Raw genomic sequence first — 22458 nt, 5'->3', positions numbered from 1 at the left:
TCAGTCCTGTAGTTGCTGGAATTTTCGGAAGATCTGCGCGTGTCAGGCTTTGGCGGCCAGGTTCCGCTGCCGGACCCAAACACCCAGGAGCAGGACGGCCGTGACCATCAGTGGTGCGGACCAGAGGAGGAGCCCGTTTTCGCCGGAGGGGTCGTAGACCTCGGGCCGGGGCCAGGCGAGGTTGACCACCATGACGCCGCCGTAAAGGACTGCCAGGATGTTGACCGGAAGGCCCCACCGGCCCAGGGAGAACAAGCCCGCCGGCATGGTCTGTCCCACCCGGTCCCAGTCGCCGCGCAGGCGGTTGACCAACTGCGGGACGGTGACCAGGAGGTAGGCCAGGTAGACCATCACGATGCAGACGCTGCAGAGCGTGGTGAACAGGGCCGCGTTGCCCACGTTGATGGCCAGCACGGCAACTGCCAGGGCGCCGATCACAATGGAGGGCCACATGGGCGTGCCGCGGGTGGGGTGGACAGAGGAGAGAAGGGCCGACGCCGGGAGCTTGCCGTCGCGGGCCATGGAGAACACCAGCCGGGAACCGGCGGTCTGGATGGCCAGGGTGCAGACGAAGATGGCGATGGCCACGTCGACCAGCAGGACCTTGCCCCAGAAGGTGCCCAGGACTGCGGTGAGGACGTAGGGAAGGCCTTCGGTGGCCAGGCGGCCGTCATCGAGGCTGGGTGCGGCCATCAGGGCGGTGATGATCATCAGGGCGCCGCCGATGCCGGAGATGAGCAGGGCGGAGAGGATGGTCCGCGGGGCGGTGCGGCGCGGGTCCTTGGTTTCTTCGGACAGTTCGCCGGCGGAGTTGAAGCCCACCATGACGTAGGCGGCCATCAGCCCGGAGACCAGGAAGGCTCCCACGGCGCCGAGGTCTGATCCCTGCAGCACGGTGGTGTCCGCCACGACATCCGGTCCGCGCTGCGCGGCGCTGACCAGGGCCAGGATCACGGCCACGACGCCCACGATCTCGCAGGTGACGCCCACCGAGTTCACGTGCGCCATGAGCTTCACGCCGAGGGAGTTGATGATGGTGGTGGCCACCAGGAGTACGGCGCCCAGGACCACAGCGTTGCTGGCGCCAGTCACCGTGTTGAGCCCCGGGTCGCCGCCCACTACCTGGAAGCCGTCCCAGAGCTGGGGAAGGACCACCTGCAGGGCGATGGCGGCGGCAGCGGCGGTGACCACCTGCGCGATGGCCATGAACCAGCCCGCGAACCAGCCGACGCCCTCTCCCCCGACGCGGCGTGCCCACTGGTACACGGCGCCGGAGAGGGGGTAGCGGGCGGCAAGCTCGGCGAAGTTCAGCGCCACAAGCAGTTGGCCCACCAAGACAACAGGCCAGGTCCAGAAGAACGCGGGCCCGGCGAAGGAGTAACCGAACGCGAAGAGCTGGAAGATGGTGGTGAGGATCGAAACGAAAGAGAAGCCAGCGGCAAAGGAAGCGTAGCGGCCGAGCTTTCGGTGGAGGGTGGGCTGGTAGCCAAGGGACGTCAGGTCTGCATCGTCCTGGTGGACGGTGGGGAGAACGGTTGAGGTCATCGGGAATCTCCGGGCTGGAAAGGGATTGGGGGGCAAAGCCTCCCGGCACTGCAGCGCTCGGCCGAAGGCTGCTGATTACCGGTCAATTGATAGTTTTCCAGCGGGATGTCCCCAAACAGTTTCACCTCTGTAAAAGGCGGATAGACATCTTGTTTCGCGCAGATTTCCGTCCCCTCACCATTCCTGCCGGCCGTTTTCGGGCTGCCCACTGGTCCATCCGCCAGTGCAACAATGGGGCCGTGACTTCAGCCGGACCGGGACGCCCCCGCCACCAGCAGCCCTCGCGGCCAGGGGCTACCGCCCGCGACGAGATCCTCGACGCCGCGGCGGAGCTTTTTACCACGCAGGGCTTCGCCAGCACCTCCACCCGGTCCATCGCGGACGCCGTGGGAATCCGGCAGTCATCCCTCTACCACCACTTCAAAACCAAGGACGACATCCTTGAGGACCTCCTGGAGGGGACGGTGTCAGGGGGCCTGGAGTTCGCGCGCGCAGTTGCCGCGTTGCCAGCCGACCGACACGGAAGAGAAGGCCCGGCTGGAAGCCGGCTTCACGCCGTCGCGCTTTACGACGGCACCCAGCTGTGCAGCGCCCGGTGGAATCTTGGCGTCCTGTACCACCTGCCCGAGGTGCGCACCACGCGCTTCGCCCCGTTCCTCAGCCACCGCCAGGAGCTCCGGCGGCTGTACGGGGAGCTGGGCGGCGGGCTGTCAGCAACCGTGACCGGCCCGGACGGCGGCGACTTCACGTTCCGCCTGGTCGAATCCCTGATCTATCTGCGGGCTGATGGTGCCGTGACGGCGGAATCTGCAGTGCAGGCGGCGGACGCGGGATTGATCCTCTGCGGCCTCGGGGACCAACTGCCGGCCATCCGCGCGGCGAGCCAGGCCCTCATTCAGCAGCTGGCCTGAGCCGGAGACGCCCGCGTCCGTGATGCCTCCACCCGGCTTGCTCGGCTAGGCTCGGAGCATGACGCGAGAGAACATCAGGACCCCCGACGGCGGCACTGTGGAGCTCTTCTCCACTGGCGCGGAACTGGCTTCGGCCGGTTCGGGTGTGGTGGTGGTGCCGCCCTCCATGGTGACGGCCGCTGACTACACCAGGTTCGCCCAAAAACTGAGCGCGGCCCTGGGCCGGCCCGTGCACACGTTCAACCGTCGAGGCCGCGGCTCGTCGTCGCCTCAGCCTGAGGACTACACGCTGGACGTGGACATCCGGGACCTCGACACCGTCATGAAGCACACCTCCAGCACGGACGTCTTTGGGCACAGCTTCGGCGGGGCCGTTGCCCTGCATGCCGCGCGGACCCTCCCCGTGGAACGGCTCGCAGTCTACGACCCCGCGGTGTCGGTGAACGGCAGCGTCAGCGCGGACTGGATTGCTGAGTATGAGCGGGCCATTGCCGCCGGTGACGATGACCGCGCCCTCGCCGTGATCCAGCGCGGCCTGGAAGCCGGGGGATCGTTCTCATCGCGCATGCCGCTGTCCATGCTGACCCTGGCCAACAAGCTGACCGCCGGCACCACGGAAGGCAAGCAGCAGCGCGAACTCATGCGCGCCGGCGTCCGTGAGATCAAGGCCATCATCGCCGCGGACATGCCTGCCGAGCCGTTCCTGGACCTGCCGCTGGAGACCCTGATCGTGGTGGGCGAAAAAAGCCCGGCCTACTTCGGCATCGCCTGCGGCCAGATCCACGACGTACTGTCCGGCTCCAGCTACACCATCCTGCCCGGCTTCGGCCATGACGGCGCCATCAAGGCCCCGGACAAGCTCATCAAGGAACTGAGCGACTTCTACGCCGGCTGACCCATGTAGCTCGCAGTAGTTGTCGTTTTGGACGCTCAAAACGACAACTACTGCGAGCTAGTTGGGCTGGTGCCAGGGTTAGTGCTCTGCGCCGTGGCCCGGACCGGCACCTTCGGTCTTGCGCATCATGGCGGAAAGCACGACGGCGGCAAAGGCTATGACGGTTGCCGTCATGAACGCGGCGCTCATCCCGGCGACGAGTCCGGACGCCGCACTCACCACCGCGAAGATCGACACCAGCAAGGCCGTGCCGGCGGCACCGGCCACCTGCTGCGTGGTGCTCATGATCGCAGACCCGTGGGAGTAGAGGTGCGGCGGCAGCGGGTTCAGTCCCGTGGTGAAGGCGGGGGTGAACAGCAGTGCCAGGCCAAAACTCAGCCCCACGTGCAGGGTGACGATCCACCAAACGGCCGTGCCGGCGTCGAGCATTGAAAACTGCCAGAGGGTGACGACCATCAGGATGGATCCGGTGACCGTGAGGGGCAGCGGACCCACCTTGTCGAACGCGCGGCCGATGACCGGGCCCAGCAGGCCCATGGCCAGGCCGCCGGGAAGCAGGGCAAGGCCGGTTTCGAGCGAGCCCAGGCCGCGGACCTGCTGGAGGTAGAGCGGCAGCAGGATGACGCCGCCGAAGAGGGCCATCATGGCCACCACCATCAGCAGGACCGAGACGGTGAACATGCGGAAGTTGAAGGCGCGAAGGTCCAGCAGCGGCGCGGCGGTTTTCTGCAGCCGGACCTGTCGCAGCACGAATACCGTGAGCGCAGCGACTCCGATGACCAGGGCCGCGATGGCGCCGGCGCCCGGACCAGCCTGGCCGCCATGGCCGCCGCCGATTTGGCTGAGCCCGTACACCAGGCCACCAAAGGCCGGGACGGTGAGGATGACGGACAGCGCGTCGAGCCGCCCCTTTTCAGTCTCGCCCACGTTGGTGAGGTACTTGGCACCAATGGCCAGCGCGGCGAGGGCTACGGGCAGGACGAAGACGAACATGAAGCGCCAGGTGAAGTGCTCCAGGATCAGGCCGGAGACGGTGGGACCCATGGCCGGTGCCACCGAAATGGCGATGCTCACGTTGCCCATGACGGCACCGCGCTTGGCCAGCGGGACCAGGGTAAGGATGGTGGTCATCAGCAGGGGCAGCATGATGGCGGTGCCGCCCGCCTGGACGATGCGGGCCAGCAGCAGGATCTCGAACCCGGGGGCCACCGCGGCAAGCGCTGTTCCGCTGGCGAACAAGCCCATGGCCAGCAGGAAGACGGCCCGCGTGGAGAGTCGCTGGAGGATGAAGCCGGTAGTGGGGATGACCACGGCCATAGTGAGCATGAAGCCGGTGGAGAGCCACTGGACGGTGGGCGCATCCACGCGCAGGTCCACCATGAGCCGTTGCAGGGCGACGTTCATGATGGTCTCGTTAAGGATCACCACGAACGTCGCCACCAGCAGCGTGCTGATGATAGTCACCGATTCCCGGGACATCTTTTCCGGGGCAGCGGGCTGGGCTCCTTGGCGGACTCCACCGCGGAAATCGTCGCGGTTTCCTTCGCCCTGGACGGGCTGGCCGCCGGCGTTCGGAGAGACTTCGGTAGACATGGGTGTTCCCTCAGGGGTGTTTTATGAGTGATGCGCGGTGGACGCCGCTGCAGGTTCCAACACTCTACCCGCTGGAGTAATTCCTCCATACGGGTTTAAAAACCCTGAGGGAACTTTAGGGGTTAGGCAGTCTGGCCTGCGTGCTGCCCTTCGGAGATCTCCTCCACCAGCTTGTTGTTGAAGGCCGGGAGGTCGTCCGGGTTGCGGCTGGTCACCAGGCCCTGGTCCACCACCACTTCCTCATCAGTCCAGTTGGCGCCTGCGTTCTTCAGGTCCGTTTCCAGGGTGAAGTAGGACGTGACGTTGCGGCCCTTGATCACGCCGGCCTCGATCAACAGCCAGGGACCGTGGCAGATTGATGCCACCGGCTTGTGCTGCTCGAAGAAGCTGCGGGTGAAGTTCTGCGCATCCTTGTCGACACGCAGGTGGTCCGCGTTGACGACGCCGCCCGGAAGTACCAGGGCGTCGAAGTCGGAGGCGTTTGCGTCGGCGACCGTGAGGTCCACGTCGAAGGTATCGCCCTTGTCCGTGCCGTTGTAGCCCTGCAGCTTGCCGCTCTTGGGAGCGATCAGGGTGGGCTCGCCGCCGGCATCCTTCACTGCCTGCCAGGGGCTGGTGAGCTCTACCTGCTCCACGCCGTCAGTCAGCAGGAATGCCACTTTCTTGCCTGCGATGCTGTGCTCTGCCATTGTTCCTCCTCGACTGAGGCGGCCTGCGGCCTTGAGGCGCGCAGCAACCGCCCAAGAGTTGATTGCCTGACATGTTCCAGCCTAGGAAAGCCGAAAGTAATAAGCAAGCTGACTATCTTATTACGCCGCGGGTGTTTTCGCTGCGCTGGTATTTGGGCTGCCAAAAGGTACCTGCGCGCGAAAAACGTACGACGACGGCACGCGGCTGCCGTGCGTGCGTCATCCTTGCTGCCACATGACTTAGGCCCGTGGAATGCTAGTCGGTGCGGCAAGTCCAGACGACCGCTACACCTCAAGTTCGAATGTCACACCCTCGTCGGATGATGTGTTTATGGGAATCGGCAGCGGTGTTGGGGCAGGTGCGGAGGGCGTTCATGCCTCTGTGGCCGCCCTTGATGCGCTCACTGCCCTTGGTGCGCTGGACCAGGAGGACGCCTTCCTGGCTTCCGGGGTTGCTGTTGGTTCGGGCGCTGCTCTCGGTTCCGGCGTTGTTATTGGTCCGGGTGTTGATGTGCTGCGCCGGCGGTACGAGATCCGGCTGGAACGGCTCGAACTGGCGGCCCGGTTGGAGGCGCAGCTGGCGGCGATGAAGGCGCGGGATGCAGCGGAGGCGATGGGGTTTCAGCTTGCCATGACCCCGCCTGACGCGTCGGTGCAGGACCGTACCTACGCCGAGATGTCCGTGGTGGAGGAGATCGCAGGGGTCCTGACCGTCAGCTCCGCCGCTGCCGGCGCTCTGGTGGAACAGTCCCGGAAAATCTGCTCCCTCCCACCGGTGTTCCAGGCCCTGTCCGCCGGTGCCATGTCCTGGCAGCACGCCCGCATCGTTGCGGACGAAACCGAGGGCCTCGATCCGGCGGGCGCTGCGGCGCTGGTGGCGCACTTCTTCGACCCCGACGCACCCCACCCCGCCCGCGGCGCAGCCCCTGGCGAACTCGTCCCCTCCCGGTTCCGGGCCAAGGTCCGTGCCTGGCGGGAACGACACCACCCCGAGACACTGCAGAAACGCCACGCCAAAGGGGTGGCGGACCGGCGGATGGAATACACCCCGGACCGGGACGGGATGGCCTGGGTCTCGCTCTACCTCCCCGGCGATACCGCCTGCGCCATCTGGAACCGCACCACCGCCACCGCCCGCGGCCTCCAAGGCCCCAACGAACCACGCACCATCACCCAACTCCGCCCCGACATCGCAGCATCCCTGCTCCTTGGATCAGCGAGCGAACCCGGCAAGGTCCCCACCCCGCGGGCCGACGTCCTGGTCACGGTGCCGGTGCTCTCCCTGCTCGGACTCACGGAGGAACCCGCCATGCTCGACGGGCTCGGACCCATCCCGGCATCCACCGCCCGCAAACTCGTCGCCGACGGTGCGAACTCCTTCTACCGCGTCCTGGTCGACCCCCGCGACGGGGCACCCTTGGAGATCGGCCGGAAGAACTACCGGCTCACCGAAACCATCAAACGCTGGATCAGGATGCGCGACGGCAAATGCACCTTCCCCGGCTGTACCAACCGCACCCCGGACAACGACACCGACCACCTCCAGGCCTGGGAATGTGGCGGACCCACCGGGGCCAGCAACCTGGCACAACTCTGCCCGAAACACCACCGGCTCAAACACCACACCCAATGGACACCAGAGCCGGCAACAGAAGACAGATCACCCGGCTGGACCTCACCCACCGGCCGCCACTACAAACCCGAACACCCCCACCCAGAACCCACACACTGGCCATCGGCTATCCATCCGGGACAACGAAGCCTGCTGGAAGAAGTTCTCCTGCAGCGATTGGCTAACTAACCCTGCCCAGCACCATTGCTACGGCCCGAACTGCTATGGCCGGTGGTGCTCAATAAGCCAGCGCGCCATCTCCTTGGCGCGCTGGGCGGCCTGCAGGTCACCCTCGGTTGCGGAAATGATGGAGCCCTTCATCAGGATGTGCCAGGACCGCGCGAATTCCTCGGCGCGTACCAGGCCGGCTTCTTTGGCCAGGGCCTCCACATGGCCGCGCATCTTCGCGAGATAGTCGATGCTGGCCTTCCCCAGCGGGTGCGACGGCCCCATCTCCAGCAGGACGTTGATGAAGGCGCTGCCTTCGAAACCGTCCTGCCGGAACCAGTCGCTGAACACGTCGAAAATCGCCAGCAGTTGCTCTACAGGAGTATCGCCCCGCGATCTCGCCTTCGAAATGACGGCGTCCACCGTCCAGTGCTTGTCCCGCTGCTCCAGGAAGGCGAGGACCAGCGAGTCCTTGGACGGGAAGTGCCGGTAGAAGGTAGCTTTCGCTACACCCGATCGCTCAATGAGCTCGTTGACGCCGACATCCCGGATGCCGCGACGTGAGAACAACCCGTACGCCACGGACAGGATCCGCTCCTCCGGGTTGGCGTGGCCGCACGGCCACTCCGTGGAAGGCGGGACTGCCGTTGACGTTGAACCCCCTGGCGCGGGAGACGATGAAATCGAAGGATCTGGATTCATCACGGTTTTAGTCTAATCCTCCGGCGAGACAGACTTGTCTCTCTCGTTGTAGGGTTTGTCCTACGTGCAGTGCATTCGAACGTCGCACGGGTCTATGTGGCCCCTGCGCCTTGATGCAAGGAGGCCGCCATGACAGCAGAGCAGCTCGCCCCGGTACCCCCCGACCCGGAGCCATGGCTTCCCAGTGACACTCCTGCCGAAATACGCCAGTTTGCCATCGAGTCCCTCCGGTGGCAGGCCCAGGAGATTATCGATGAACTGCTCTCCAGCACCGATCCCTCCGAAGAACTGTCAAGGGCACGGCTCCGCCGCTCCGTAGCGCGCAATCCCGGCCGGCCGGAGAAGGCACTCCTGGAACAGCTCACGGCAAGTGAGGACGGGCTGGGCCTCCAGGCCCACGGCCCGCATCCACAAACTTCCGCGCCCCCGCAAGGCCTGCCGACCCTGCACACTTCAACAGATTGGATCGGAAGCTAACCCGGCGTCAGGAACTCAGCGGGACGTTGTCGATCAGCCGCACCGGACCCACCTTGGCTGCAATGAGCGCCAGGGCCTCGCCACGGAAAGGGGTCTCCCGGCAGTTCTCCGCCAGGGGTTCAAGGGTTCGCGAGTCCACCACGTCGAAGTAGTCGAGTTCCACCAGGGGCTGGGACTCCACCATCGCCAGGGCAGAATCAAGATCCAATGGCTCGTGCGCGTTCGCCCGCTCTTCCAGCAGCCGCAGCGCCCGGGACAGGACCAGCGCGGCGTCCCGCTCCTCGTCGGACAGGAAACGGTTCCGGCTGGACAAGGCCAGCCCGTCGTCAGCACGGACCGTGGGAACGCCCACGATCTCCACCGGGAAATTGAGGTCGGCAACCATGCGCCGGACCAGGGCCAACTGCTGGGCGTCCTTTTGGCCAAAGTAGGCCCGGTAGGCCGGGACGCTGCCGGACGGTCCCGCAGATCCGGCCGGAAGGCCAGCCGCCGGCATCCCATAGTGCAGCAGTTTGGCAACAACAGTCAGGGCGCCGTCGAAGTGGCCGGGCCGGGAGGCGCCTTCCCACTTCTCCCCCAGGCGCCCGGACGTAACCCGCACCAAAGGCTCCCCGCCGGGGTAGACCTCCTCCACGGAGGGGGCGAAGGCGAGGTCCACGCCCTGCTCCTCCAGGAGCGCAAGGTCCGCCTCAAGCGTCCGCGGGTAGCGGTCCAGGTCCACAGCGTCGCCGAACTGCAGGGGATTCACGAAGATGCTCGCCACCACCACGTCATTATTTTCGACGGCGGCGCGGGCCAGGGCGGCATGTCCTTCGTGGAGTGCGCCCATGGTGGGCACCAGCCCCTGCGAGGTCCCCTGCTTCGCCGCGATGAGACGTGCGCTTTCGGCGTGCAGGCCGGCCACGGTGGTGACGAGTTGAATGGACATTCAGTCCTCCTTCGGATCGAGGGCCTCGTGCAGCCCCTTCAGCTGGTCGGGTTTCAGCAGTCCGCGCCCTTCGGCGCGGAGGGCTGTGGCGCGTGCCATCGCAAGGTAGGCCTCCAGCACGTCGCCGTGCCCGCCGGCGTCGAACTCCCGCAACGCCTCGGCGTGCGCGCTGACCGTTCCCACGTCCCCACGTGCCACGGGACCGGTCAGCGCAGACTCCCCCGAGGCCAGTGCGTTCTCCAGGGTGGCCCGCAGCAGCGGCCCCAGCATGCGTTCGGGCGATTCGACGCCAACCTCGCGCAGCAGCTGTGACGCCTGCGCCACCAAGGTAACCAGGTGGTTGGACCCGTGGGCCAGGGCTGCATGGTAGAGCGTCCGGTCCGCCTCGGCGATGGCCACGGGTTCGGCCCCCATCTCCACCACAAGCGCCTGGGCGATGGGCAGCATGGGCGCATCGGCCGTCACCCCGAAGGTGCAGTCGAGCAGCCGGGTGAGGTCCAGGCTCATGCCGGTGAAGGTCATGGCCGGGTGCAGCGCCAGTGGAACGGCCCCGGCGGCGCGGACGGGATGGAGCACGCCCACGCCGAAGCGACCGGAGGTATGTGCGACCAACTGGCCCGGCTGCCACGCGCCGAGCTTTGCCAACCCTTCCACCAACCCGGGCAGTGCGTCGTCCGGCACCGCCAGCAGCACCAGTTCCGCGCGCTCCACGACGTCCTGCACGTCCAGGATGGGCACGCCGGGCAGCAGGGTCTCGGCCCGCTCCCGGCTGGCGTCGGACACCGCTGACACCCCGACGACGGCGTGCTCGGCTGCGCGCAGGGCGGCGCCTAGTACCGCCCCTACCTTGCCGGCGCCGATGATTCCGACGCCGAGGCGTCCGGGCTTAGCCATGCTGCTGGCCTTCCTGTTGGTATTGGGTGCGGGGCGCTGGGGCAGCCCCGGGCTCAACGGCCGGCGTGGATTCCGGAGCTGATTCAACTGCCGGAACAACCTGCCGCAACCATTGTTCGGTGGTTTGCCGCTTCCGTGCCAGCCGGGCGCGTGCGGACTGCTCGTCGAAGAGTTGCCGGGCCTCGTCAAGCCCCGCCTGGGTCAGCCGCGGGGCCACCGGACCGGCAGTGGTGTGCAGCACCAGGTCCGCCACGCGGAAGCGGCGCGCCAGGGGCCCCTGTTGAAGCGCCATCGACTGCGTCCGCTGGTGCGGCACGACAACAAGTTCCCGCCACCAGCGGCCGGAGCGGATCAACAGGGCAGTGTCCGTGGCCGCAAAGCCGTTCCGCCGCCATGCAAGTGGTGCCAGCAGCCACGCCCGCCGCGGCGTGGTGACAAAGCCACCGTCGGTATCGAAACCACCCAGCCCGGCAGAAAACACCGCCTCAGGATGGTTGGTTCCGGGGTCGGGCAGGACCAGCGAGAGCATGGCAAGGACATCGGCGAATTTACCTACCGGCAGCAGGATGGTCCTGGTATTGCCTTCGACGGCGTTGCCCGACGTCCCGTAGCCCGCCACATTCACCTGCATCCGGTACCAGCCGAACGGGCGCCACAGCGGAGGCTGGGCAACCTTCACTGCCTGGATCCGGCCCGGCGGCAGCGTCTGCGCCTGCGTGTCCAGCAGCCCGTACCGCAGCCGGATGCCGTCCGGGGAAATGGCGGCGGTGAAGTTGTACCCCTTGTTGAAAAAATTCCAGTAACTGGCTGCAAGGCCAAGGGCAGCCGGCACCAGGTAGAAGTAGAAGGCCCGGTTGTCCGTCAGCGCGGACAGGACCACCGAAGCGGCGCCTCCCACCACGATGAAGAAGCTTTGCTCACTCAGCAGCAACGATCCGACAAGGCGCGACGGCGGCACGGCAAGTACCGTAAACTCCGGCGCCTCGGACGCGTGCTGGGTGGGATGTTGCCGGCCAACCGCGCCTGCTGAACCGGTGCCCGACGGGCCGCCCGAACCGCCCACGTACCCAGTGCTTGACCCGGCGCCGGCAACAGCACCGGAAGCGTGCGCCAGGATGGTGGCCCGCAGTTGGCGGGCGTCAGCAATCTTCAGGTAAGCAAGCCGCACAGCTGATTCGCCGGCGTCTGCGACCTCGAACTTGAGTTCGGCCAGGCCGAAGATCCGGGCCAGGAGGGGCTGCACGATGTCGATCGCCTGCACGCGGTCCAGCCGCGCCTGCCGGTGCTGGCGGAAGAGGAGTCCGCTGTTGACGCGGACATAGCCGGCGGACACCTGGTATTTGGTGAAGTACCAGGTCAGGACGAATCCCAGCACCGCCACGGCCAGCACCACGGCACCGCCTCCCAGGAGCCACGGCGCGCGGCGGGAAAACCCTTCCTCGAAAACTGGCTGGCCCTGCAGGGACCGCTCAAACAGCTCCCTGCCAAAGAAGAAGGCGATGGCAGCCAGGGCCACCCAGCCGCGGATGAATGGCGAGGCGGGATGGACACGCAGCCACTCGCCGTCGGCCACTATGGTTTCCGGGCCGGCCGCCGCAGGAGGCACGACTGGCCGTCTGGGCAGCTGGCCGTCAGCCGTCACAGCCCTGCCAGCCTGGCTTCGCCGCGGGCGGCCAGCTGTTCCCGGAGCCGCGCACCCTCCGCAGCCGGCAGGCCGGGGAGGCGGGCGTTGGTGCCGGGCGATGCTGTGTGGAGCTTCACGGTACACAGTCCCAGGCCGCGCTCCACGGGCCCCACCGCGATGTCCACGTATTGCATGCGCCCGTACGGAACGGCCATGGTGCGCTGGAAGAAGATGCCGCTCCTGACCAGCAGGTCGTCGTCGCGCTCGGCGTAGCCGATGGCCCTGACCTGCCGCGGGATGAGCACCAGCCGCCATACGGCAATCAGCATCATGACGGCCGGAACAGTAATGGCCAGCCACAGTGGAGGCCACCGCCACCAGCCCAGGAGGACAAACGCCAGCGGAACGGAAAGGATCAGGACCGCGGCCAGGTTGCCCAGGGCCCATTCCACGAGGCGGACTGTTATGTATTTTGGCGACACCCGCTGCCAGGCGATACCCGGGGGGTCAATCGCCTCGGTATGCATATTCGCCTTCCCCAGCAGCCTCCCCGCGGGCAGGGCGGCCCTTTTTCCCGTCCAGGTTTGAATCGCTGTCCTCGGGCGGAATCTTGCAGAACCGCTCCACGATGAGCCCAACGATGATCATCACCAGGCCGCCGCCGGCCATGGCCAACGCCAGCCAGGTGATTCCCTGGTCGCTGCGCATGCTCCAGATCCGCAATTGGTCCAGGAAGATGCCGACGTGCCAGCCGAGCAGCACTGTTCCGGCATACGCGCATGCCTGGGCCAGGACCAGGGTCCGGGCGGCCAGGAGGGGGTCCAACTGGGTCTTCTTTACGGTGCTGTTGGGTTTGAGGCTGTTACGCCACCTCAGGATGCGGATGCCAAGGATCAGCGTGATGATGACGATGACGCCCATGGTGGCAAGCGCGGTAGCAGGCAAAACAGGCGTGGCAATGCTGTAGCGGCTGGTCACCACCGTGGCAGACCAGCCTGCGATGGCGAGGATGACGCCGATCAGCAGCAGGCGCAGGGGGTTGATGGGCTTCATCGCTCCTCCACCGCGCCGGCCGTGGGCATCCCGTCGAAATCGCCGAAGCCGTCGAACGGAGCCAGATCGGGAAAATCGTCCGCCTGGGCGGCCAGCGCGCTGATCCTTTCGCCCTCCAGGGTGGCGGCGGGTTCGATCAGCGACCAGGGGTAAAGGACGAACGCACGGGAGGCAGCGCGGGGGTGCGGGAGCGTCAGGGCGGGATCGTCGCTGCGGAGGTCCCCGTAGGTGATGATATCGACGTCGAGCGTCCGCGGTCCCCAATGCACCTCGCGGACGCGGAGGTGCTTGTTTTCGACGGCCTGGCAGTGTTCCAGCAGTTCCTTGGGGGTCAGGCTGGTTTCCACGGTGATGACCATGTTCAGGAAGTCGGGCTGGCCGGCGGGGCCGCCCACGGCTTTCGTCTGGACGATGGGTGAGACGGCGAGGAGGCGCACCTCCGGCGGATCCACCAGGTCCGCCACGGCCTCAGTCAGAGTCTCGTTCCGTTCACCAAGGTTGCTGCCGAGCGCGAGGACGGCCTTGGTGTAGATGCCGTTCATCTGCCGGCCCCGGCCAGGGCATTGTCCGCGGGGACCCGCGTCCTGTGGACGGTGACGGCCACGTCGCCGAAAGGAACCTCGATGGGGGCCTGGGGTTTGTGGACGGTGATCTCCACGGCCTGAAGCTTGAATTCGGCCAGGAGGCTGTCTGCGATCCGTACCGCCAGTGCCTCGATGAGGTTCAGGGGTTCCCCGGAAATCCACTCGGTTATACGCTGCGCCACCTCGCCGTAGTGCGCCGTGTCCCGGACGTCATCGGACTGCGCCGCTTCGGTGAAGTCCAGGTAGAGCACCGCGTCCACCACGAAGGGCTGGCCCTCCCGGCGTTCGAAATCGAAGACACCGTGATGACCAACTGCGGTCACTCCAGTCAGCGTAATCCTGTCCATGGGTCCCCCGGCCCTACTGCGTTTTGGGTACGGCTGGTGCCGTAGGTACGGCCGCCATGCGCGCGGCCACCTTGACGGCGTCAAGGCTCGAGCCGACGTCGTGGACCCGGACGGCCCAGGCCCCACGGTAGGCGCTGATGGCCGTAATGGCCGCCGTGGCACCGTCCCGCTCCTCGGGAGCGGCGGCCTTTCCTGCCACGGTGAGCAGGGTGCCCAGGAAGCGCTTGCGGGAGGCGCCCACCAGGACCTTGTGGCCCAGGGTGTCCAGCTGGTCAAGGTTTTGCAGCAGTTCCCAGTTCTGGGCATCGTTCTTGGCGAAGCCCAGGCCCGGATCGATAATGATCCGTTCCGGGCTGACTCCGGCGGCATAGAGCTTGTCCCGCACTCCTGCCAGTTCCGCCACCACTTCCCCGGCAACATCGGCGTACTCTGCAAGCGAGTTCATGGTGCGGGCGTCGCCGCGGCGGTGGGTGAGGACGTAGGGCACCTTGGACGCTGCGACGAACTCGGCCATTTCGGGCTCGATGCTCAGTCCGGAGATGTCATTGACGATGGCCGCGCCTGCCTTGACGGCCGCTTCCGCCGTAGAGGCGTGGGTGGTGTCGATGCTGACCAGCGCCCCGGCCTTCACCAGGGCCTCGATCACGGGCAGGACCCGGCGCTGTTCCTCGTCGGGGCTGACGTCGTCTGCCCCCGGGCGGGTGGATTCCCCGCCCACGTCGATGATGTCCGCACCTGCGTAGAACATCCGCAGGCCGGCCGCGATGGCGGTGTCCGCCGTGGCATGCTTTCCGCCGTCGCTGAAGGAATCAGGGGTCACGTTCAGGATGCCCATGACCAAGGTCCGGCCGGTGGGCAGGTCTTCAAAGCGCGCGGCGGGGCGGGGCTTGCGGAGGATGGGCAGCGGGGAGGTTGCGGGCCCCGTTCCGGGGGCTGCAGCGAGTGAATCCATGGGTCTGTGGTTACCTTCCGAGGATGAGGCTCATGGCTTCGGCACGGGTGGCCGGGTCATGAAGCTGCCCGCGGACCGCACTGGTGACGGTCTTCGCTCCGGGCTTGCGGATGCCGCGCATTGACATGCACATGTGCTCGCATTCGACAACGACGATGGCGCCGCGGGGCTTGAGGTAGCGGACCATCGCTTCGACGATCTCTGTGGTGAGCCGCTCCTGCACCTGCGGCCGCCGTGCGTAGATGTCCACCAGCCGGGCCAGCTTGCTCAGCCCGGTGACCCTGCCGTCGTGCGAGGGGATGTAGCCAACGTGGGCCACCCCGTGGAACGGCACCAGGTGGTGCTCGCAGGTGGAGTAGAACGGAATGTCCTTGACCAGGACCAGTTCCTCATGGTCCAGGTCGAAGGTGGTGGACAGGACTTCCGCGGGGTCATGGTGCAGCCCGGCGAACACCTCGGCATACGCCTTCGCCACCCTTTTGGGGGTGTCGAGGAGGCCGCCGCGGTCCGGGTCCTCGCCGATGGCAAGGAGGATTTCGCGGACGGCCGCCTCAATCCGTGGCCGGTCCACCTTTTCGCTCTTGGAGTGGTGGGAACCGTCCTCCGCCGGGTAGGCGGCGGAGGCGGAAACGTCGTCGTCGTCGAAGGAAGTCACAAGGAAAGCTTAGCCGCGAAGGGTGTCAGGCCCCGAGTCGGGGGTGCCTCCGTGAAACGGAGCATCCTCCGAGACGCCCTGCGGGTGCGGGGGCTGGGCGTCCAGCGGCTCGTCAAGGCGCGCCTTCTTCGCTTCCTCCTGCGCTTCCCGTTCAGCCCGCTCCTGGCGGCTCTCCACCGGTCCGGTCAACTGGACGGGACGGGTTTCCTTGGACAGCCACACCTCGCGGAAGTCCCGCTTGCGGACGTCACGGAAGATGTCGGCAATCTCGGCCTGGTTGAGGGTCTCCCGCTCCAGCAGCTCCAAGGCGAGGTAGTCCAGGATGTCCCGGTTCTCGGTGAGGATTTCGTAGGCCTCGTCATGTGCCTGCTCGATCAGGCGGCGCACTTCCTCGTCCACGACGTAGGCGATCTGGTCAGAGTAGTTCCGCTCGTGCCCTGCGTCGCGGCCCAGGAACGGTTCACCGCCGCCCTGGCCCAGGCGGACAGCACCGACGCGTTCGCTCATGCCGTATTCAGTGACCATCTTGCGTGCGGTGCCGGTGGCCTTTTCGATGTCATTGGAAGCACCGGTGGAGGGGTCGTGGAACACGATCTCCTCGGCGACACGTCCACCCATGGCGTAGGCCATCTGGTCCAGGAGTTCGTTGCGGGTCACGGAGTACTTGTCGTTTTCCGGGACCACCATGGTGTAACCAAGGGCGCGGCCGCGGGGAAGGATGGTGATCTTGGTGACCGGAGCGGAGTTCCGGAGGGCCGCCGCCACCAGGGCGTGGCCGCCTTCGTGGTAGGCGGTGATCTTGCGCTCGTGTTCCTTCATGACGCGGCTGCGCTTCTGCGGGCCGGCCATGACGCGGTCAATGGCCTCATCCAGGGCGCGGTCGTCAATGAGGTTGGCGTTGGAACGCGCGGTGAGCAAAGCGGCCTCGTTGAGGACGTTGGCGAGGTCGGCGCCGGTGTACCCGGGCGTCTTCTTCGCCACACCCTTCAGGTCCACCCCGGGTGCCATCGGCTTGCCCTTGGCGTGCACCTGCAGGATCTGGTCGCGGCCGATCAGGTCCGGCGCTTCCACGGACACCTGGCGGTCGAAGCGGCCGGGGCGCAGCAGGGCCGGGTCCAGGACGTCGGGGCGGTTGGTGGCCGCAATGAGGATCACGTTGGTCTTGACGTCGAAGCCGTCCATCTCCACCAGCAGCTGGTTGAGCGTCTGCTCGCGTTCGTCGTTGCCGCCGCCGATGCCGGCGCCGCGGTGCCGGCCGACGGCGTCGATCTCATCCACGAAGATGATGGCGGGCGAGTTGGCCTTGGCCTGTTCGAAGAGGTCGCGGACACGGGATGCACCGACGCCGACGAACATTTCCACGAAGTCAGAGCCGGAAATGGAGAAGAAGGGTACGCCTGCCTCACCGGCAACCGCGCGGGCCAGCAGGGTCTTACCGGTACCTGGCGGGCCGTAGAGCAGCACACCCTTGGGGATCTTGGCGCCGACGGCCTGGAACTTGGCTGGTTCCTGCAGGAATTCCTTGATCTCCTGGAGTTCCTCCACGGCCTCATCGGCACCTGCAACGTCAGCGAAGGTGACCTGCGGCATGTCTTTGCTGACCATCTTGGCCTTGGACTTGCCGAACTGCATGATCTTAGAGCCGCCGCCCTGCATGCGGGTCATGAGGAACCAGAAGAGTGCGCCCAGCAGGATGACGGGGATCAGGAGGGAAAGCAGGCCGGAGAACCAGTTGCTTTCAATCGGCTGATCGGTGAAACCCTGGGCCGGCTTGGCGTCGGTGACAGCCTTCACCACGTCCTGTGCGCGGGCATCCACGAAGAAGAACTGGACGCTCTTGCCTTTGTCCTGCCCGTCCACCTGCAGGTTGTCCTTCAGCGTGAGGTCAACGCGGTTCTCGCCGTCGAAGATCTTGGCCTGCTCCACCTTGTTGCTGGAGAGCAGTTCCAGGCCCTTGTCCGTGTCGATCCGGGCCGCACCGCCGGGGGCGAGCGTTGCAAAAGCCACAAGGAGCAGACCGACCACAACGACGATCCAGATGCCCGGGCCTTTGAAGAAGTTCTTAGCTTTCATCTGTTCGGGGGCTGGCCCCGTCCCTTCCGGTAGTGCTTCACGGCGAGTACTCTGCGCACGTGATGGTGCTGCGTCAGCTTCTAGCTATACACCGTCCGGAGTACATCACGCATAGCGAAAAGCAAAAGTTCCCTGTGGGCTTAGCGGGACAGACAGCGCACCGAAGGCGTCGGAAGGGCCTGGGGTTACTCGTAGACGTGCGGGGCCAGGGTGCCGACGAAGTCCAGGTTGCGGTACTTCTCGGCGTAGTCCAGGCCGTAGCCCACCACAAACTCGTTGGGGATGTCATAGCCGACGTACTTGACGTCGATCTCCACCTTGGCGGCAGTGGGCTTGCGGAACGCGGTGCAGATTTCCACCGAGGCGGTGCCGCGGGATTCCAGGTTGGTCTTGAGCCAGGACAGGGTGAGGCCGGAGTCGATGATGTCCTCGACGATCAGCACGTCCTTGCCCATGAGGTCAGTGTCCAGGTCCTTCAGGATGCGCACCACGCCGGAGGACTGGGTTCCCGAGCCGTAGGAGGACACGGCCATCCAGTCCATGGAGATGTGGCTGTGCAGTGCCCGCGCCAGGTCCGCCATGACCATCACCGCGCCCTTGAGGACGCCCACAATGAGGATCTCGCGGCCTTCGTAGTCCTTGTCGATCTGCGCTGCGAGTTCGGTGATGCGCTGCTGGATCTGTTCCCTGGTGTAGAGAACGTGCTTGAGGTCTGCCTGGACGTCGTTTGAATCCACCAATGGCTCCTGTTTAGATGCGGGGTGCGACTATTTTGCGGGCGGTTTTTGAGGCCGGAATACTAGCTTCCCACAGCGCGCGCGTTCGCGGGGAACGGAAGGGGCGTCCCCCGCGGCGCCGGTGCCCGCATCGTCCTTCGATTCCTCCAGCTGCGCCAGCGACAAGCGGTACACACTCACGCCGCCCGGAAGCTCAACCGGACCGGCCGAACCCTGCCGCCGCAGCAGCGCTTCCGCCGCCAAAAGGCGCTCGTAACTGGGCTGTTGGCCGCCGACGTCGGCCGCTGCCTTGGCGATCACCCGGAACCTAATGGCAGGGGCCAGGGCGCGCAAGGCCTCCTCCGGCAGGCCCAGCCCGTCGCCGTCCTGCTCCACCAGGGAGGCGTAGGTGCTTTCCGCCACATCCTCCAGGTAATCGGCGTCCAGCTGCAGGATGGCGGCGGTGCGGGCCAGGGATTCGGCCACTCCGGGGCCGAGTTTGTCCTCAAGGTGCGGGAGGACCTCCACGCGGGTCCGTGAGCGGGCGAACGCGGGATCGGTGTTGGTGGGGTCGTGCCAGGGGTTCAGCTCCTCCACAGCGCAGATTTCCTCCGTGTCCGCGCGCCGAAGCCCCAGGAAGGGGCGCAGCAGTCTGCCACGGGCTGGCCGCATGCCGGCGAGCGAGCGGGTGCCGGAGCCGCGGGCCAGGCCCAGGAGTACCTGTTCGGCCTGGTCGTCAAGGGTGTGGCCCAGCAGGATTGCCTCCGCACCCTGCTCCGCAGCGGCGGCTTCGAGGGCTGCGTGACGGGCCTCGCGCGCAGCAGCCTCCGGACCCATGCCGGTACCGGCCACGGTGACGGTCCGGACTTCCACCGGCGCCAGGCCCAGCTCCTCCAGCGCCTGGGCGGTGCTGGCGGCGATGTCAGCGGATCCATCCTGCAGCTGGTGGTCCACCACCACGGCGCCCACGGTCACCGGATGTGCGTTCACGTGGCCCCTGCGGGCGAAGTAGGATGCGACGGCGGCGAGCGCCAGGGAGTCGGGGCCGCCGCTGCAGGCGACCAGGACGTGGCGGGGATAACCGGCGTCCCCCAGGGCGTCCTGCAGCATCTTGCGCGCAGTGCCGACGACGGGCGCCAGCCTTCCGGGCCGGCGTCGTCCGCTGGGAACGGCGGCAGGCGCGGGCGCCGCTTCAGGCAACTTGGCGTCAGGCAATCAGAGGCCCATCCGCTCAAGCCACAGCTTGGCGTCATGGATCTCGGGCTCGGTGGGCAGGTGGTCCGCCGACTCCCAGACCTTGTTGAATCCGTCCATGCCAGCCACATCCACCACGGCGCGGACGAACCGGGCGCCGTCGGAGTACTGGCGCATCTTGGCGTCCAGGCCCAGGAGGCTGCGGATGAACTTCTCCACCACGCCGCGGTCCTTGCCACGGTCGTTGAAGCGCTGCCGGATGGTCTTCACCGACGGAACGATGCTGGCATCCACGGCGTCCATCACCACGTTCGCGTGGCCCTCCAGCAGGCTCATCACCGCGGTCAGGTGCGAAATTGCGGCCTTTTCCTCGGGGTCCTGCAGCAGGTCAAGGATGGCACCGCGGCGCGGCGCGTCCCCGGATGCAGAGCGGTCCTTCAGGGAGCGGGCGGCAGCGGAGGCCCGCTCCATCAGGGAATCGACGTTGCCCAGGAGGTGGCCGCTGAGGCTATCGATCTGCTCCAGCATGTGGTGGCGCAGCCAGGGTGCGGCCGCGAACTGGACGCGGTGGGTTTGCTCGTGAAGGCACACCCAAAGCCGGAAATCCTCCGGAGTAACGTTGAGCTCGCGCTCCACGGAGATGATGTTCGGCGCCACCAGCAGGAGCCGGCCGCCGGCGGGAGCCGTGGAGTTCTCCGCGAGCGCCGCGAAGGGATCGTACTGGCCCAAAACCTTGCTGGACAGGAAAGCCAGGACGGCACCCAGCTGGCTGCCGGTGATGGCACCACTGACACTGGCCGCAGAGGGGCTCAGGGACCCGCGCCGGCTGTCCAGCATCTTCTGCATGGCAGGCTTGAGCATCACCGCGAAACTCTGGGTGTTGGCCTTGGCCCACGATGCCCGGTCCACCACCAGCACGGAGGAGTCGCGCAGGTCCCGTGCAGCCTCCAGCCCGGTGATGTCATGGACGTGCGAAACAGAGGCGTCCGCCAGGCGGCGCAGGCTGTCCACCGCCTCGCCGATGGCCTTTTCGTCAAGCACGGGGCCCGCCGGAGCCAGCCGCGCCGCGGTGGAGGCAGCGAGGTCCCAATTTATCAGGGCCTGCGCCTGGTCGGACTGGACCCCATTGGATTGGGCCCCGTTGGACTGGGCAGCTGAGGACAACGTCGATGCGGACTCGCGCGCAGTGGACTCCATGAGTCCCATCAGAACACAGCAGGCTGGGGATCGTCCTTAAGTTCGCTCACCGGCGAACTTCCACAGCCGCTGAACAGCCGCTGGACAGTGCTAGCGGCAGCCGCAGCCTGCAAGCGCCGTGGCCGCCCGGTCCAATGCTTCCTTGTTGCCGGCCGCCCCTGGAACCAGGCCGTTGCCGAGGAACGAGAACACCAGGAGCCTGCCATCGGCGTCCACCACATAGCCGCTCAGGGCCAGAACCGTGTTCAAAGTCCCCGTCTTGGCGCGCACCAGCCCGGCGCCGCCGGAGGTGGTGGCGTCCCCGTACCGGGTGTCCAGGGTGCCGGACAAGCCCCCAACCGGGAAGCCGTCCAAAGCGGCGCGAAGGCTGGCATCGGCACCGGTGGTAATGGCGCGCACCACGTCCGTGAACTGCCGGGCCGGAACCTGGTTGCCCATGGCCAGGCCGCACACATCCACGAGTTTCATGGTGTCCGAGGACAAGCCCGCGGCTCCGAGTTCGGCAGCAACCACCGCAGTGGCGCCGTCGTTGCTGCCCGGCCGGCCAGTGGCCACCGCGGCCATCCGGCCCATGGTCTCGGCCAGATAGTTGTCCGAGACCTGCAGCATGAGGTTCACCTGCTCCGCGACCGTGGCGGAGTCAGCGGCGGCGAGAACGGCAGCGTTGGCTTGGGAGTCTCCGGGTGAACGTTCGACGGCGGGTGCCACGGTCAGCCCCGCACCGGCACCTGCCGCACCGAGCCGGGCGGCGAATTCCTGGCCTGCGGCCATGGCGGAGTCCTGCGGACGGGGGCCGGTGGTGACGGCGGGGTCAAAGCGCGCGGAGTTGAGGGCCAGCGGGTACAGCGGGGCGATTTCGCCGGCTTCGACGTCGCCGGACTGCCAGTTGGGGTTCAGCACGGGTCCCGTAAAGAGGGAGTCATCCACCAGCACCTTGATCTCGCCCGTGGTGCCGGTGGCCTGCAGCGCCTGCACGGTGGCTGCGGCAAGAGTGGCGAGGCCGGCGCGGCCCATCGCCTGTTCCGGCTTCGACTCCCCGGCGCCCAGCAGGACGTCGCCGCCGCCCACCAGCACCACCTGTCCCGGGGCAGGGCCTTGAATCACCTTTGTGCTGAACCGGTGGTCGGGACCCAGAGTTCGCAGCGCCGTGACCGCCGTCAGCAGCTTAAGGTTCGACGCCGGCACCCGGCCGTCCTCGCCGCCGCGGTCAAAGAGGACCTGGCCCGTGAGCGCGTCCTGCACCATGCCCGTGAAGGTTCCGCCGCCGTCAGCCTTCAACACCGGGTCTACCTGGGCGCTCACCGCTGAGGGCACCGGCACCGGGGCGGAGGGCTGGAGCGGGGCAAGCACCTGGGGGGCGGAAAGCGTCGCGGGTGGTTGTTGCCAGGCGGGCGGCGCCGGGGCGGGTGCGGGAGCCTCGGGGCCTTTGAAGCCCGGGGCCACCAGCAGTGCTCCCGGGATGGCAAGGACGATCAGGATCAGGGCCGCCAGCGCCAGCGGCCAGGGCTTGCGCGGACTTTGGCCCGGGCCTCCCCCGCGGCTGGACCGACGGCTGCGCAACGGTTCCCCGCCGGTTGATTTGGTCATGCTGGTGCTGGTCCTCAAGTCCTGAAATTTCCCCACAAGTTCCTGATTCCAGGGCCTCTCGC

The 22458-nt window shown here is 66.8% G+C and carries 22 protein-coding genes; 4 read left to right on the top strand and 18 right to left on the bottom strand.

Features of this window, described 5'->3' with window-relative positions; translation table 11 throughout:
• Positions 1-42: 42 nt before the first annotated feature.
• On the bottom strand, positions 43-1545 hold the full coding sequence (locus LFT44_RS01095; RefSeq protein WP_236800594.1) for an amino acid permease: 1503 nt from the start codon (positions 1543-1545) through the stop codon (positions 43-45).
• A 239-nt stretch (positions 1546-1784) separates the two neighbouring features.
• Between LFT44_RS01095 and LFT44_RS01090 the strand changes: the two genes are divergently transcribed.
• Positions 1785-2456 carry a TetR/AcrR family transcriptional regulator gene (locus LFT44_RS01090; RefSeq protein WP_236800592.1) on the top strand — a complete coding sequence of 224 codons (672 nt, stop codon included), beginning with the start codon at positions 1785-1787 and terminating at the stop codon, positions 2454-2456.
• Positions 2457-2514: 58 nt separating this feature from the next.
• Complete coding sequence (locus LFT44_RS01085) at positions 2515-3351, top strand: alpha/beta fold hydrolase (RefSeq protein WP_236800590.1); 837 nt, start codon at positions 2515-2517, stop codon at positions 3349-3351.
• Positions 3352-3429: 78 nt separating this feature from the next.
• Here the strand turns inward: LFT44_RS01085 and LFT44_RS01080 are convergent, their stop codons facing one another.
• On the bottom strand, positions 3430-4944 hold the full coding sequence (locus tag LFT44_RS01080; RefSeq protein ID WP_236800589.1) for a DHA2 family efflux MFS transporter permease subunit: 1515 nt from the start codon (positions 4942-4944) through the stop codon (positions 3430-3432).
• 122 nt (positions 4945-5066) lie between these two features.
• The gene (locus LFT44_RS01075) at positions 5067-5633 is read right to left on the bottom strand and encodes a type 1 glutamine amidotransferase domain-containing protein (protein WP_236800587.1); all 567 of its coding nucleotides are present in this window, start codon (positions 5631-5633) and stop codon (positions 5067-5069) included.
• 331 nt (positions 5634-5964) lie between these two features.
• Here LFT44_RS01075 and LFT44_RS01070 point away from each other — a divergent pair, with 331 nt between their 5' ends.
• On the top strand, positions 5965-7434 hold the full coding sequence (locus LFT44_RS01070) for an HNH endonuclease signature motif containing protein (protein WP_236800585.1): 1470 nt from the start codon (positions 5965-5967) through the stop codon (positions 7432-7434).
• 33 nt (positions 7435-7467) lie between these two features.
• Here the strand turns inward: LFT44_RS01070 and LFT44_RS01065 are convergent, their stop codons facing one another.
• On the bottom strand, positions 7468-8115 hold the full coding sequence (locus tag LFT44_RS01065) for a TetR/AcrR family transcriptional regulator (protein ID WP_236802981.1): 648 nt from the start codon (positions 8113-8115) through the stop codon (positions 7468-7470).
• A 129-nt stretch (positions 8116-8244) separates the two neighbouring features.
• Here LFT44_RS01065 and LFT44_RS01060 point away from each other — a divergent pair, with 129 nt between their 5' ends.
• Positions 8245-8592, top strand: a complete 348-nt coding sequence (locus LFT44_RS01060; protein WP_236800584.1) for a hypothetical protein — start codon at positions 8245-8247, stop codon at positions 8590-8592.
• A 7-nt stretch (positions 8593-8599) separates the two neighbouring features.
• On the opposite strand, the gene LFT44_RS01055 is transcribed toward LFT44_RS01060, so the two are convergent.
• From LFT44_RS01055 to dacB, 14 genes are all read right to left on the bottom strand, one after another.
• On the bottom strand, positions 8600-9520 hold the full coding sequence (locus LFT44_RS01055; RefSeq protein WP_236800581.1) for a 4-phosphopantoate--beta-alanine ligase: 921 nt from the start codon (positions 9518-9520) through the stop codon (positions 8600-8602).
• Positions 9521-10414 carry a Rossmann-like and DUF2520 domain-containing protein gene (locus LFT44_RS01050; RefSeq protein ID WP_236800580.1) on the bottom strand — a complete coding sequence of 298 codons (894 nt, stop codon included), beginning with the start codon at positions 10412-10414 and terminating at the stop codon, positions 9521-9523.
• Positions 10407-12020, bottom strand: coding sequence for a PH domain-containing protein (locus tag LFT44_RS01045; RefSeq protein ID WP_236800579.1), 1614 nt, complete (start codon positions 12018-12020; stop codon positions 10407-10409). Before LFT44_RS01045 ends, LFT44_RS01050 begins: the two co-directional genes overlap by 8 nt.
• Positions 12021-12052: 32 nt before the next feature.
• Positions 12053-12565 (bottom strand): PH domain-containing protein, encoded by a 513-nt coding sequence (locus LFT44_RS01040; RefSeq protein ID WP_236800578.1) that lies wholly within the window; start codon positions 12563-12565, stop codon positions 12053-12055.
• A complete protein-coding gene (locus LFT44_RS01035) occupies positions 12546-13091 on the bottom strand; it encodes a DUF3180 domain-containing protein (RefSeq protein ID WP_236800577.1) in 546 nt (181 codons plus the stop codon). The genes LFT44_RS01040 and LFT44_RS01035 overlap by 20 nt, the downstream gene beginning before the upstream one ends.
• On the bottom strand, positions 13088-13633 hold the full coding sequence (folK, locus tag LFT44_RS01030; RefSeq protein WP_236800575.1) for a 2-amino-4-hydroxy-6-hydroxymethyldihydropteridine diphosphokinase: 546 nt from the start codon (positions 13631-13633) through the stop codon (positions 13088-13090). Before folK ends, LFT44_RS01035 begins: the two co-directional genes overlap by 4 nt.
• Positions 13630-14022, bottom strand: coding sequence for a dihydroneopterin aldolase (folB, locus tag LFT44_RS01025; RefSeq protein WP_236800573.1), 393 nt, complete (start codon positions 14020-14022; stop codon positions 13630-13632). The genes folK and folB overlap by 4 nt, the downstream gene beginning before the upstream one ends.
• Before the next feature lie 13 nt (positions 14023-14035).
• Positions 14036-14974 (bottom strand): dihydropteroate synthase, encoded by a 939-nt coding sequence (folP, locus tag LFT44_RS01020; protein WP_236800571.1) that lies wholly within the window; start codon positions 14972-14974, stop codon positions 14036-14038.
• Between the two features lie 10 nt (positions 14975-14984).
• Complete coding sequence (gene folE / locus LFT44_RS01015; RefSeq protein WP_236800570.1) at positions 14985-15629, bottom strand: GTP cyclohydrolase I FolE; 645 nt, start codon at positions 15627-15629, stop codon at positions 14985-14987.
• A gap of 9 nt (positions 15630-15638) precedes the next feature.
• On the bottom strand, positions 15639-17702 hold the full coding sequence (ftsH, locus tag LFT44_RS01010; protein WP_159634414.1) for an ATP-dependent zinc metalloprotease FtsH: 2064 nt from the start codon (positions 17700-17702) through the stop codon (positions 15639-15641).
• 185 nt (positions 17703-17887) lie between these two features.
• On the bottom strand, positions 17888-18439 hold the full coding sequence (gene hpt, locus LFT44_RS01005; RefSeq protein ID WP_102977004.1) for a hypoxanthine phosphoribosyltransferase: 552 nt from the start codon (positions 18437-18439) through the stop codon (positions 17888-17890).
• A 30-nt stretch (positions 18440-18469) separates the two neighbouring features.
• Positions 18470-19528: a tRNA lysidine(34) synthetase TilS gene (tilS, locus tag LFT44_RS01000; RefSeq protein WP_236802980.1), complete on the bottom strand. Its 1059-nt coding sequence runs from the start codon at positions 19526-19528 to the stop codon at positions 18470-18472.
• Positions 19529-19633: 105 nt separating this feature from the next.
• Positions 19634-20809 (bottom strand): zinc-dependent metalloprotease, encoded by a 1176-nt coding sequence (locus LFT44_RS00995; protein ID WP_236800568.1) that lies wholly within the window; start codon positions 20807-20809, stop codon positions 19634-19636.
• 90 nt (positions 20810-20899) lie between these two features.
• On the bottom strand, positions 20900-22396 hold the full coding sequence (dacB, locus tag LFT44_RS00990) for a D-alanyl-D-alanine carboxypeptidase/D-alanyl-D-alanine endopeptidase (protein ID WP_236800567.1): 1497 nt from the start codon (positions 22394-22396) through the stop codon (positions 20900-20902).
• Positions 22397-22458: the final 62 nt, after the last annotated feature.

This window comes from Arthrobacter sp. FW306-05-C, assembly GCF_021801725.1.
Lineage (GTDB): Bacteria > Actinomycetota > Actinomycetes > Actinomycetales > Micrococcaceae > Arthrobacter.
Note: the sequence above shows the minus strand (reverse complement) of the source record. Positions and strands in the feature narration are given on the sequence as shown.